This window comes from Bradyrhizobium sp. C-145 (assembly GCF_023375135.1).
In the GTDB taxonomy this organism is placed as follows: Bacteria; Pseudomonadota; Alphaproteobacteria; order Rhizobiales; family Xanthobacteraceae; genus Bradyrhizobium; species Bradyrhizobium zhanjiangense.
The window spans coordinates 6484346-6497992 of the sequence record NZ_CP088150.1; the positions used below are offsets into that span (position 1 = coordinate 6484346).

The 13647-nt window shown below is 59.1% G+C and carries 9 protein-coding genes; all 9 read left to right on the top strand.

Annotated elements, in window-relative coordinates; genetic code table 11:
* Positions 1-2446 precede the first annotated feature (2446 nt).
* The 9 genes from LRP30_RS30560 to LRP30_RS30600 all read left to right on the top strand — a co-directional run bounded on the left by LRP30_RS30560 (position 2447) and on the right by LRP30_RS30600 (position 13618).
* On the top strand, positions 2447-3916 hold the full coding sequence (locus LRP30_RS30560) for a biotin carboxylase N-terminal domain-containing protein (protein ID WP_249757173.1): 1470 nt from the start codon (positions 2447-2449) through the stop codon (positions 3914-3916).
* A 1-nt stretch (position 3917) separates the two neighbouring features.
* Positions 3918-4421 (top strand): biotin/lipoyl-containing protein, encoded by a 504-nt coding sequence (locus LRP30_RS30565; protein WP_249757174.1) that lies wholly within the window; start codon positions 3918-3920, stop codon positions 4419-4421.
* A 1-nt stretch (position 4422) separates the two neighbouring features.
* Positions 4423-6030: a carboxyl transferase domain-containing protein gene (locus tag LRP30_RS30570; protein WP_249757175.1), complete on the top strand. Its 1608-nt coding sequence runs from the start codon at positions 4423-4425 to the stop codon at positions 6028-6030.
* A 571-nt stretch (positions 6031-6601) separates the two neighbouring features.
* A complete protein-coding gene (gene trpD, locus LRP30_RS30575; protein WP_249757176.1) occupies positions 6602-7615 on the top strand; it encodes an anthranilate phosphoribosyltransferase in 1014 nt (337 codons plus the stop codon).
* A gap of 245 nt (positions 7616-7860) precedes the next feature.
* Positions 7861-8046, top strand: coding sequence for a hypothetical protein (locus tag LRP30_RS30580; RefSeq protein ID WP_091886436.1), 186 nt, complete (start codon positions 7861-7863; stop codon positions 8044-8046).
* 424 nt (positions 8047-8470) lie between these two features.
* On the top strand, positions 8471-8995 hold the full coding sequence (locus LRP30_RS30585; RefSeq protein ID WP_249757177.1) for a flavin reductase family protein: 525 nt from the start codon (positions 8471-8473) through the stop codon (positions 8993-8995).
* Positions 8996-9539: 544 nt separating this feature from the next.
* Positions 9540-10664 (top strand): M20 family metallopeptidase, encoded by a 1125-nt coding sequence (locus LRP30_RS30590; protein ID WP_249757178.1) that lies wholly within the window; start codon positions 9540-9542, stop codon positions 10662-10664.
* Between the two features lie 1002 nt (positions 10665-11666).
* A complete protein-coding gene (locus LRP30_RS30595) occupies positions 11667-11930 on the top strand; it encodes a hypothetical protein (protein ID WP_249757179.1) in 264 nt (87 codons plus the stop codon).
* A gap of 152 nt (positions 11931-12082) precedes the next feature.
* Positions 12083-13618: a long-chain fatty acid--CoA ligase gene (locus LRP30_RS30600; protein WP_249761863.1), complete on the top strand. Its 1536-nt coding sequence runs from the start codon at positions 12083-12085 to the stop codon at positions 13616-13618.
* The last annotated feature ends 29 nt before the right edge of the window (positions 13619-13647 follow it).

The following is a 13647-nucleotide window of genomic DNA, read 5'->3' on the forward strand; positions in this document are numbered from 1 at the left end:
ATGAAATGACACATTGGCGCGCACCAAAGCACCGAACGATCAAGCATTACCGCGCCGATTGTCGCTCCTGGCAGGCGCAAAGGCGGTGGAACCTGTGGCCTCTCGCGGCACTCCTCCTAAATGCGCTGCTTTGGGTCGGTATCTATTGGATCATCAGAGCACTTTTCTGAAATAATCTCGCCGATAGCAAAGGCGCGAGGGGCTTTTCGATGCCTCTCGCATGCCGCGGACGCAACGTATGGCGCACCATCAATCGGGCGTGGAGACCTCTTTCACAGACTTGGTTCAAGTCAACACTTGGCGCGGCTACCTGGATATAAAATCCGCCCCTCCGACCGACGCAAACGAAATAGTGAGGCATGACGCAGATGTCTCGAATTGGCGAAACCGATATGCCGCCAGCTCGCCAGCCTGGATTGCAGCCGCGACGAAGTGCCAAACACTGACCTGTCACAGCTCAACACTGCCACGCGCGGATGGCATGCGGCCTTCGACGTTCAGCGCGACGCATTGACTGCGAATGGAGGTCTATGGTTCCGCATCCTCATCATAAGAGGATTAGCTTTCGAAAAGCTGACTAAACCAGTAGACCTGAAGTGGCCGTTGGGCAGGCGGCCTGCTCCGCCCTCGACGTACGTGTCGCGATCTGGAGCGCGGCACAGGACCGTCGGTATGCCTATGCCTCGTCCTACGGTGCCGCCTCAAGTCCCGTGCAAGCGCCACTGAATTGCCTGCTGAGCGACATTTGCCTAGCCATCGGGGGTAGCCATCAACCGATTGGGGCGCTTTTTATCGAACCGCAGCGACGCTTTACAGCTCTTGCTCAGGCCACGTATCGTCCTCGTCTCTGCGCGTCTGCCACACTTGGGCACGCCGAGCCAGGTTGTCATATTCCATGGCAATCTTAAGCAGCCTGTCTCTGGGTTTGCCGTCAGCGAGCGCTTCTGCTTTCTTTCGCGTTGCTTCCGCACGGGCTCGCCAGTGGTCGGGCTGGTAGAGTTTACTTTTCGGATTCATGCCGCGAGCATGCAATTCGCAGATCAAAGAAATGCGACAGCAGCGCTCCGTATAATCACGTAACAGCGACGCTCGTGGCCCGGTTTCCGAACCGAACAGTCGCCATGAACAGCCGCTGTTCCGAAACGCCAAAGTGCGCGTTGCATCCGAGGCTCATACGAACGATGCACAGCTTTGACATTCTCAGACGATCGGACGCACGAAGGGACTTGAATCGCACGTAGCGTCAGATTGTACGATCCTAAACAAGTGGGAACCACGTCCGACAATCCAGACGCTTCCTGACAGGTCATGAGAATTGCGAATGTCTCAAACATCTAAACTCACATGGCACGACACAATCAGGACGATACGATCTTCCAGATGCACTCTTGTCCGCGCTTCATCGGAGGCTGCTCCTGTCGCGGCTGGACGTAATCGCGCGTTTCGAGATCTGCACGGCAGGCGCTCCCATCACCGTAGCCTCACCGGAACGGACGCAAGACGAAGGGTCCATCCCAGATACCCCACCCGCCGTCTTCACATAAGGTGGAACACGGGCGCGATTACACCAAACATAGCCTCGACGCGCGCCATCATGGTTCGCTCTGCACGACGCATGCATCATCAAGAATCGCTTGAGTGCACTTGGCTTTTGCCTGCTCTCTCTGCCTCGCGATAGCTGCTGGCCCGGGCCCCTTCGACCGGGCGTCGCAGGCATGCACCGACCGCACAATCACCGGAAGCTCCAAAATGATCACTTGCTCGGCCAGCTCAGCCGCCAGTGCTTCCCTTCTTCGTGGGACTCCGCCACTACGGCAGGTCTTGTTTCTGTCGTGCCGGACAGATGACCAGCACCGTACAGTCAGGACCGCAAAAGCGGGAGAACGAGCCTGCCGGGGCACCGTACTTAAGCAGTTCCGGCCTGTTTCCCGGTTGACAGGCCATGTTGCGCTTCGCGCAGGAACAACAATACCGCAGACCCACCGACTTGAAGGGATATCATGACTCAAACTCAAGGAACTCAGTTGGTTTCGCGCCTCAAGATCTACCACTGCGCCATCGCTCTTGCCCTCGCAATGACAGCTGTAATCCCCGGGCCGGTCAACGCGCGCGATCAAACGCCGACCGCAGAGGAGAAAGAGGCTTGCACTCAGGACGTGTTCCGCCTTTGTAGCAACCACATACCAGATCGCACCGCTATCACTGCCTGCCTCAGATCCAAGCAAGCGAGCCTCAGTCAGCAATGTCGCTACGTGATCTCCGTGCGAGACACTGACAAGCGAAGCAGCGACTCGAAGTGAAGAATGTGGCGGCCTGTTTCGCTTGCCTCATGCCCAGACGTGGTCCCAGCCTGACCTGCAGGACGGTCACGCGAGGTCAGGCGACGAGCATGGCCGCCCACAATTGACGAATGCTCTGGTTCAATCGCGCTTGTCCGGATAGGCGAATGCACAAATTGCCCTTCGATACAGTTCTGATCGCCAATAGGGGTGAGATAGCCGTACGTATCATCAAAACGTTGCACAAGCTTGGACTTCGTTCTGCAATTGCCTACCACGAGGTTGATGCGGGAAGCCCGGCCGTCTCAATGGCCGACTTGGCTATTCCGATCAGCGGCCGCACGCCGATCGCAAGCTATCTGGACATCGCGCAGATCATCGCTGCCGCTCACAAGGCAAACGCCGGCGCGATACATCCGGGTTATGGAATGCTTTCTGAGAATGCGGAATTCGCCAGGACAGTGATAAAGGCCGGTATTGCGTTCATCGGACCCGCTCCAGAAACTATCGAACTAATGGGCGACAAGATCCGCGCCCGTAATTTCGTTCAGGGCAAGGGCTTTCTAGTCGTGCCCTGCGCCGTCGAGGAAGATGATCCGGCGACATTCGTTTCGAGAGCGCGGGCTATTGGAGTTCCTTTGCTCGTGAAGCCATCGAGGGGCGGTGGCGGCAAGGGAATGCGGATTGTACACGAGCTTGCTACGTTGGAGGCAGCCATTGAGCAGGCGAGCAGTGAAGCGCGTCGCTACTTTGGAGATGGACGACTTTATGTTGAACGATATATCCAAAGCCCGCGACATATTGAAGTACAGGTGCTCGGTGACTCCTTCGGTAACCTGGTCCATCTCTTCGAGCGCGAATGTTCGGTGCAGCGCCGTTTCCAGAAGATCATCGAGGAAACGCCCTCGCCAGCGCTATCACCAGAATTGCGGACCCGCGTTTGCGAGACCGCCGTCGGCATCGCCCGTGCAGCGAACTATCAGAATGCAGGAACGGTCGAGTTCATTTTCAGCGGCGGAGAGTTCTACTTTCTGGAAATGAATGCACGCATTCAGGTGGAACATCCGGTGACCGAGATGATCACCGGCGCCGATCTGATCGCCGAACAGGTCTATGCGGCAGCCGGTCGCGAACTTTCACTTTCTCAGTCCGACATTGTTTCAAATGGGCATGCAATCGAGCTCAGGCTTTGCGCGGAGGCTCCCGAACGCGGAAATGTCCCGACCACCGGCAAAGTACTTCTTCTCGAGTATCCGGATGGCGTACGGATCGACAGCGGCATAATGCAAGGCCAGAACATCACGCCGGCGTTCGATCCCTTGCTCGCCAAGATCATCGTGCATTCACCGAGCCGCATAGAGGCCGCTCTGAAAGCACATCGCGCCGTTCGCGAACTGGTTCTACTTGGGTGCGAGACGAACGCGAACTTGCTCGCCCGGATTCTTTGCGACGAGGCATTTCTCGGCGGTCAGTTCCATACGGGGTACCTGGAAGAAAACCCACATCTCGCAGCGGGCAACTTTGCTGCCGGAATGTCTGCGTTCCTGGCATCCGCAGCTCTCCTGACGAGACCTGTCCGCGAAGCGGCCGACGCCGTGCCCGAGCTTCACGCAGCACTCGGCAGTTGGAGAAATTGACGTGTATCACTCATTCGAGGTCGACGGCGTAGATCATGAATTGTGGCTTTCATGCAGCCAGCAAGGCTATCGACTTCATCTGCGAGACCAGGTGATTGCCCCTGTCGCGCTCACGCATCGCGGCGACAGTAGCGGCATCTTGACCATTGCGGGCGAGAATGAATCGGTCAGGTTCGCGATCGATGGCGAACTCATTCACCTCCACATCCGCGGCAGGACGCGCATTTTGCGCTACAATGACCCGTTGCGGGCGTGCTCTTCCGGGAATGACGAGACTCACGCGCTGGTGGCCCGGGCGCCGATGCCTGGCTTTGTTGTTGCGATCAAAGTTTCGCCTGGTCAATCCGTTTCGGCGGGAATGGCGCTGATGATGATTGAGAGCATGAAGCTGGAAACGATCATACGCTCACCACACGATGGCATCGTCGATCGAATTCACGTCAAGGAAGGCGAGAGCTTCGAGCACGACGCTGTGCTGGTCACGCTCTCTAAAGAAGGGCGCTGAAATGCAGCGGATCGGTTCCGTGGCGAACGTAAACTCGCAGGAATTTCGTCGCAACGACCTGCGCAATAGACAACTTGCCGCCGAATTGAAGGAGCGCCAACGCGTTGCCCGCTTCCACCGGCCCGAGCGGGACTTCGAGCGGCTGCGTCGGCAGAATAAACTGTTTGTTCGTGAGCGACTCGCGGCCTTGCTCGATCCGGAGACTCCGTTCCTAGAGCTTTCGACGCTGGCGGCTAACAAGGCTTACGATGGCGAGGTGCCCGGCGCCGCCCAGGTCGTCGGCATCGGCATTGTGGCGGGGCGAGAGGTTATTGTTCACGCCGACGATGCCAGCGTGAAGAGCGGCGCATGGTATCCGCTGTCGGTCAAGAAGATCGTGCGGGCCCTGGATATAGCCATCGAAAACCGTCTGCCGGTGGTTCACCTGTGCGACTGCGCCGGGGGATTCCTGCCTTTGCAGGCGGAATTCTTTGCTGATCGCTACCATGCCGGTCGAATCCTCCGCAATCAATCCGTTCTCTCCAAGATGGGAGTGCCGCAGGTCGCCATCGTCATGGGCCACTGCACCGCGGCAGGGGCCTACGTCCCGGCGCTTAGTGAGTACAACATTATCGTCGAAGGCACTGGAGCGATTTTTCTCGGCGGCCCTCCGGTCGTGAAGGCTGCCACCGGCGAACAAGTGTCCGCCGAAGAACTTGGCGGTGCCCTCATGCACACCAGCATGTCAGGCACCAGTGATTACTTCGCAAGCTCCGAGATCCACGCAATTGCGATTGCCCGCGACGTCGTTGCTCGCTTCCACCAACCGGCGAAGACCTCGATCGATCGACTGGACCCCGAGCCGCCCGCCTATAGTGCGTCCGAACTCTATGGGATCATTCCAAAGGACGCGCGAGCGCAGTTCGACATGCGAGAGATCATCGCTCGTCTGGTCGATGGCAGCCGATTTCAAGAATACCAGCCGCGCTATGCGACATCACTCGTGTGCGGCTTTGCGCGGCTTCATGGATATCAAATTGGGATTCTTGCCAATAATGGCGTGCTGTTCGGTGACAGCGCGCTAAAGGGGGCTCATTTCGTTCAACTGTGCGACAAGAACCGGACGCCCCTGCTCTTCCTGCAGAACGTCACGGGCTTTATGGTTGGCCGCGAATATGAACAGCGTGGGATCACCAAGGACGGGGCCAAGCTGATCATGGCGGTGTCCGGAGCGTCCGTGCCGAAGTTTACGATCATTTGTAATAGCTCGCACGGCGCAGGAACTTACGCTATGTCGGGACGCGCGTTTGATCCTCGATTCGTTTTCAGCTGGCCGAATTCTCAGATATCTGCGATGGGCGCCGAGCAGGCCGCCGGAGTTCTCACCCACGTCAAGGCGAGACAATTGGCTCGGGCCGGAGGGCGCCTCTCGGACCAGGAATTGGCAGCCATTCGAGCACCGATTCTTGAAGAATATCGCGAGCGGTCGAGTGCCTATTATGCGACCTCGGAAATCTGGGACGACGGGATTCTTGATCCTGTCGATACCAGAACTGCCCTTGCAATCGCATTGAGCGCTTCGCTCAATGCGCCGATCGACGCGCCGCAGTACGGCGTATTCCGACTGTAAGGCAGGACCGAACACGGGCGGCTCACCGCCTGATGCGGGCGGATCAACGGGACGCGTCGATCGCTCTATGAAGGCTGCCCTGCGCAGCTTCATTTACAATCAGGTGGGGGCATTTTGTAGAGCCAGCTGAGATCGGCATCGATCTACCCAGATTCGAAGCAGGTAGAGGAAGCCGCTTCAACCCTCCACCACGGCGGCGCCGGAAAGTTAAAAGGCTTTGAAGGATGCGGTGATCCGGCCGGAACACCACGGTAAAGAGGCCGCTGCGGACGCGGCAAGCGGGCGCGAGACAGTGCGATTGGTCCTGGCGTCAAGCAACTGCAGTGTTCTAACTGGCCGACGATCTCCTCTCGACGGCACTACCGAAATGGAGAGCTTGACCCTCACGTAGCGTCAGGTTGTAGCCTCACGAAGGGTGCCCACACTCAACCGACTGCCGCCTCGAGCATCAATGAGGCCATGGCGCGTGCGGATGGGGCGGGCAAGTGCATCAAAGCTACCGGTGCCAGGTCTCCACGATGCCTCGTTGAACGGACGAGCCCCAGGTTTGGACAAGGAACTGTAGAGTTCGATGGAAGTGCTTAGATCGATCATCGGCAAAGTTGCCACGGGCGCCACTCTGACGCGTGAGGAAACTGCGTCAGCCTTCGACAGCATGATGTCGGGTTACGCGACTCCCTCGCAAATCGGTGCCTTGTTGATGGGGATGCGGGTCCGGGGCGAGACGGTCGAAGAAGTCACCGGCGCCGCCTCGGCGATGCGGAATAGAATGCCGCGCGTCGAGGCGGCATGCGATCCCGTCGGTATCGCTGGCGCGAGCGACACTCTTATGTATTCGGCCAACGTGTCGACATGTGCTTCCTTCATCGTGGCCGGGGCCGGCATTCCTGTGGCCAAGCATGCCAACCGCGCTGCGTCTTCGGGTTCAAGCGCCGCAGACGTGTTGGCGCGCCTCGGTGTGAAGGTCGATCTCAAGCCTGAGGTCATCGCACGTTGTGTGCAGGAAGCCGACATCGGCTTCATGTTTGCGTCAGCCCATTATCCGGCGAGGCAGCGCGTCGGGCAGATCCGGAGCGCACTTGGAACCCACACGATCTTTGATCTGATCGAGCCTCTGTCCAATCCGGCCAAGGTCAAGCGGCAGATCGTTGGGGTATTCTCTCCCGAATGGGTCCAGCCTCTGACGTACGTCTTGAAGAACCTTGGTGCTGAGTCGGTATGGGTTGTTCATGGCTCGGACGGACTCGACGAAATAACCCTCACCGGCCCAACCTTTGTTGCTGCGCTTGAGGCGGGTATAGTCCGCACCTTCGAAGTGACGCCGGAAGAAGCCGGGCTTCCCCGCTGCCCCAACGACGCGCTGAAGAGCAGCGATGCCGAGGCTAATGCCGTTGCCCTGCAAAATGTGCTTGATGGCGAACCAGGTCGATTTCGCGACGCCGCGCTTTTGAACGCGGCGGCGGCATTGGTCTTGGCCGGACGGGCCTCGACCCTGCAGGAAGGCGTAGCACTTGGAGAAGAATCACTTGATGGCGGCGCCGCAGCCGCTCGACTGAAGCGGCTGATCGCGGTTTCGAACGCGTGACAGCCGAGCTGGCCGATGTTCCAGTATTCCGACCAAGACTGCTGCGCACGAGCGCGAAAATATTGGGGCCGCGAATGCGCGTCCCTTCCGCGGGATTTGAGGGAGCGTGCACCGCCTGCCCTCGCCCTGATCAAAGCAATTCGCGCTGAGCACGCGGCTTTTATCGACCAGTGCCTGTTGCGGCCGGGGTTGCCGAGGTGAGGACCCGCGACCAAGCGCGCGCTGCGCGCCAAAGGAGACAATCGATGATGTCCTGGCAGAAGATTGAAACACTCGGATCTGTTGCAATGATAGAACACATCATTCGGAAGTTTCGGGAATTGATCGATACAGATAGCTCGATCCCGCCGGAGCTGCGGGGTGCGCTGCACGCGACGCTCGATGAGCATCTTCTCGAGGCAAAAAAACGTGTTCTCCTAAACGTGCATTAGGTGCGTCGATGCCCTCTACATGCGGAGAAACTCTGGCAGGCGTGCGCCGGTACCGCAATCGGCATCCTCATCCGCACGGGGGTCCAGCGAGGTTCCAGCCCAGCTGGTCGGATCGCGACCACGACTCCATGTGCACTGGCGCGTCGCTGGCCGCTCAGCGCGGTTTTCTGCTTGAAGAGGCCCTAGCGTGGCGGCGGCAATTCTCAGTTCTGCCACCGCGATCGCCGATCCGGCGTAACGCGCCGAGATATTGCACGTCCGTCCAGTCATGATCGTAGTGATCCAGAGGACATCGAAGTCACACCCGGTCTCAATCTGAGCACGCAATTCCGACACCGGGTACCCCATTACAGACCCAATAGGGGCCAAAGTCTTCTCTGGATACGGAGACATTAGAAATGGGGTACAACTCCAGAGGCAGATCATGAGCCACCAGTTCTCTCCTGCGATTCGGGAAATGCCGTCTATCCAACCGGCAGAGTTCCGTCAGGCCATGCGAAGTCTGGCGACCGGTGTTGCCATCGTGACGACCGGAACGGCAGGCGGACGACGTGGACTGACGGTGAGTTCTGTGACGTCCATCTGCATGGAGCCGCCGTGCCTGGTCGTTGGCATCAATGCCCGCTCCGAGGCACATGATGAGATACTTGCCAGCGGCAGCTTTGGAGTCAGTCTTCTTCGCAGTGACCAGGAGGACCTTGCACTGCGTTTTGGCGGTCGGGAGGGGGCGAAAGGCGTTCACCGCTTCGATACCGCACCCTGGAGTCAGGGCGTCCTCGATGTACCGCTATTGCCGAGCGCATTTTGCGCGCTCGAGTGCGTTTTGTATGACCACAAGGTGCTTGGGACACATACCATCTTTATCGGACGAATTATCGCGGCCCGAGAAGGCCATGGCAATCCATTGATCAACTTCCGGGGCGCGCTTCGAACGTTACTGCTTGACTGAGTGCGGCTTGCGCAGATGCCGTCGGGAGAGCAGAACGGTGGATGGCCTCAATGCCTAGTGGCTTCTAACGACAGTCATCAAACAATCGCCCGGCCTGCAACTGGTTTCACAGAGTAGAGCTCGTATTGACGGGTCCCCTCAGCTCCGGCGATTTCGGCGCTTCGCCGCTCGTGCTATGCTGGCGCTGGCCGGCGACCTCCCGCTCTAAGTCGTGCGGGGTCATCTGGTCAAGACAACGCGATTAGCGCGGATGTCGCAGGAAGGTCCTGATCAGAATAATTACAGCTCACCAGAACGGCCAAGCCAGAACGGCCTTCTTCTTGGGGCCGCATAATCGCGTCGAAAACTACCAGCTTTGGTAGCTCCGTTAAAATCGACGGGCGCGTACATCGTTGCCGCAGCAAGATCGGATCCAGAGGCACACCTGGGTCACAACGGTTGGCGACTTTCTAGATGTTCGGCCTCGATTCTGATGTGAGTACATGGCGTGATGTCATGATCTTGCAGAAGCGATGACAATCGAATTCAAAGGCGTCAGACAACTATGTCCAGCAACGCGTTCGACATCGCCCCGATTCTGGAGGGCATCCGCCGCTGGGTCGTGATCGAATCTCCGACGGAGCGGCCGGATCAGATCAACAAACTGGCTGATCTCGTCGCAGCAGGCTATCGCGACCTGCCGGCCGGCGTCGAGCGCGTTGCGGGGCGTGACGGCTGCGGCGATCATTTGGTCACCCGCTCTTCTTGGGGGCAGGGCGTACCGGGCATTCTGGTGTTGAGCCATCTCGACACCGTTCATCCGGTGGGATCCATCGAACGGCTACCATTCAAGGTCGACGGCGACAGTGCGTTCGGCCCCGGCATCTACGACATGAAGGGCGGCGCCTACCTCGCCTATCACGCATTCCGGCAAATCTGCGCCGATGACGTACGCCCACCGCTCGGCATCACCCAGCTCTACGTCTCGGACGAAGAGATCGGCAGCCCGACCTCGCGCGCGCTGATCGAGGCCGAGGGACGCAAGGCCAAATACGTGTTGGTGACCGAGCCGGCGCGCGACGGCGGCAAGGTCATCACGGGGCGCAAGGGCGTCGCGCGCTTCGACGTATTCATCAAGGGGGCACCCGCGCATGCCGGCACGCGCCCCGAGGACGGCCGCAGCGCGATCCGGGAACTCGGCCATGTGATCCAGACGCTGGAGGCGATGAACGATCTCACACGCGGTATCACCGTCAATGTCGGCGTCGTCCGCGGCGGCACCAGGCCAAACGTGATCGCGGAACTGGCCTATGCGCAAGTCGACCTGCGCGTCCCGACCATGGCCCATGCCGACGAGCTGGTGCCGAAGATTCTCGGCATCAGCTCGCGCACCGAGGGCGTCAGCGTGAAGGTATTGGGCAAATTGAACCGTCCGCCATATGAGAAAACCAGCGCCGGTGCCGCGCTTTACGAACACGCCAAAAAGCTTGCCGCCGAGCTTGGCTTCGAGCTGCTCGACGCGTTCAGCGGCGGCGGCTCCGATAGCAATTTCACCGCGCCGCATACCGCAACCCTTGACGGCCTTGGCGTCGATGGCAAGGGCGCGCATACGCATTATGAGCAACTCTCCATCTCGTCGATTGAACCTCGCGCGCGACTGCTGTACCGCCTCTATCAGACGCTGCGATGATCCCGGCACCAGGCGAAGTCAGCGATCGCGACGTGCGTTGGATGATGGCCGCCGGCATATTTGCGGGATTGTTCCTCGCCCGCCCCCAAGGGCTACAGGCTGCGCCCCCATCAAGCCGACCTCATCGAAAACTATCGGTCGGATGCCGCATTTGGCATTCCAGGGTCAGCGCCGGATAGAAGTGACTGAGCTATTCAATGACGCCGCAGCGGAGGTCAGGCGCGCAATCGGCTGCAAAGGCAGCGAGCACTTGGTCGCGAAAGGGCGAGCGTTTCCGACAATGGGCTCATCGGCAGCGACCCTGATCTCAAGGGGATGACGAACTTTCTTGACGCAAATCGCAACGCTGAATGCGTGCGACCCCAGACCGGCCGGCGGCCCGTTTCCGGCAGCCTGAGAGCTTGGCCATGTTCACACAGGCAGCCCAAAAGGGCTTGAATCGGACGTAACGTTAAGTTGTACGGTCTTGAGGTTGGATCTTGGTCTGCCGCCGGAATTGTGAAGGATTGTGAATGTCTCAGCTGGTCAGATCCACGCCCCGACGGTCGGTCATGATCCTCATCTCCGGTGGCGGGTCGGCCGGAAGGGCTATGCAGCGAGTCCCGATTGCGGCGCGATGGCTCGCACGTAGCTTTGAATGGTTCGCCATTCCGGACCCGAGACTATGTGGCTGTTCTGGGCCGGGCCACCAGAGAGCCGATGAGGTCAGAATTGATCGACGTCGACCTCCATCCGAAGCCCCTACGGGAGGGCGCAGCTTCCCGAATCTGAAACAAGCCCCTCCTCTGGCGCGACACCGCGCCAAAATCAGTTCGCCGAACCGGCTTTCCGCTCTGTTCAAACTGCTTTCCCGTGACTGGCAAGGCATTTCCATCGCGCGAAGGTGCGACGGACGGCGGGCCTCAGAACGGCGCGGGTTTTCAAAGAGCCTGAGCTGCAAGTGTCGCTCCGCGTGAACAGCGCGGCCTCGGAAGATATTGCTTGGCATTCAGGAGCAGCAAGTTGAAGGAGCCCGACGGCGTCAAGAAGGTCCTTTTAATCGACCATATTGAAGGCCAATGCCGTTGCATTATCGGCTTCAAAGATGGAGATGCCAGGGCGGCCTATATGTGCGGCGAGCCTGTATATCAAAGACGCGGCAAGAAACTGTCTTCGTGGTGTGCCTATCACTACCGACAGATGCACACGACTGCCGCCCAGCAGAACGGCGTGAGTGATCAATCGCCTGAGATCCCTCAAGCAATACCCATTGTTCGCAACCCATGACAACGATCGAGAACCGGGTCCGGCCAAGGCCGTGTGATCATAGCCTGGACCAACTGAAGCATGTGATCGGGATCTCGCCAAGCAATTCCGGGTTGCGGCTGAAGCGCATCGGACAAACGTACTGTGCGGGCCTGAGGCACATGGGGGACAAGTTGGATCTCTGCACACTGATCGAGCGAAACGCTGCGTACACTCCCGACAAAACCGCGATCCATTTCGAAGGGCAGACTCTTAGCTACGTCAGCCTCAATCGACGGATCGAGCGGATCGCTCGCGCCTTCAAGAGCCAGCTTGGCGTCCAAAGGGGAGACCGAATCGCGATCCTCAGCCTCAACAGGCCTGATTATCTAGCGCTGCTCTATGCCTGCGCGAGGCTCGGCGCAATCCTCGTACCATTGAATTGGCGCCTTGCGGCCGCCGAGCACCTTTTCATCTTGTCAGACTCGGGGGCAAAAGCGCTCGTTCTTGAGCAGTCGTTCGACGCAGCTTTGCCTGTCCTGACGAAGCAAGTGCCCCATGCCTCCCTTATCGGGTTGGATTTTACGCCCCTCGGCGGCAGCAAGTTGGACGATCTCCTGGACGGAGACTGTGGTGACGGACGCAATCCACGGGTGGACGCGTCTTGCCCGCTTCTGATCGTTTATACTTCGGGCAGCACAGGGCGACCGAAAGGCGCCGTGCTGCCTCAGGAAGCGTTGCTGTGGAACGGCATCATGAGTCAGCACATGCATGACCTCACCTCGGCTGATCACGCGCTGGCTGTTTTGCCGTTCTTCCACGTCGGTGGCTTGAACATCCAGACGACGCCGAGTTTGCATCACGGCGCGACGGTGACTATCCACACCCGCTTTGCGCCGGAGACCATGCTTTACGCGTTCGAGCATGACCGGCCGACGCTGGCAGCCATGGTGCCAGCCATGATGCAAGCCCTGGCCAACAATGGTCGATGGGAAAGCACCGATCTATCCTCGCTCAGAGCAATCTGTACCGGATCGACGATGGTGCCTCAGCACCTCGTCGAACGCTTTGTCGCGCGTGGCGTGCCAGTCCTGCAGGTTTACGGTTCAACGGAGACCTGCCCGATCGCAGTGTATACGAAGCTCGGCGGAGATCTCGTGCCTGAGGGCTCAAGCGGCCAGGCAGGTCTCTGCTGCGAAGCGGCGATCATCGGTGATTCGGGCAGCAAGTTGCCGCCCGGTACCCCAGGCGAGATCGCAATCCGTGGGCCCAACGTTTTTTGCGGATATTGGGGCAATCCACAGGCAACGCGTGAGGCTTTGAGCAATGGTTGGTATCGCACTGGGGACATTGGCCGCTGCGACGCAGATGGATATTTTTGGGTCCACGACCGCAAGAAAAACCTGATCATTTCGGGCGGAGAGAATGTCTATCCGGCAGAAGTAGAGCGTGTGCTTACGGGCCATCCGGATGTCGCGGAATGCGCCGTGGTCGGTCGACCCGATCCGCGCTGGGAAGAAGTACCGGTCGCTTATGTGATCAGGCGACCGGGGGCCCGGATCGAGGCGGAAGTGCTGATAGCTCATGTCCAGTCACAGCTCGCCCGTTTTAAGGTGCCGCGCGAAATCATTTTCACGCAAGAACTACCGAAAACCGCGTTGGGCAAGATCCAGCATTTTCTGCTGAAGGAAATCGCCCAGCGATCAAGCCGGAAAGAAGGTATCAATTGAGATCGGCAGGACGAGGCGGGCCGTGCTCT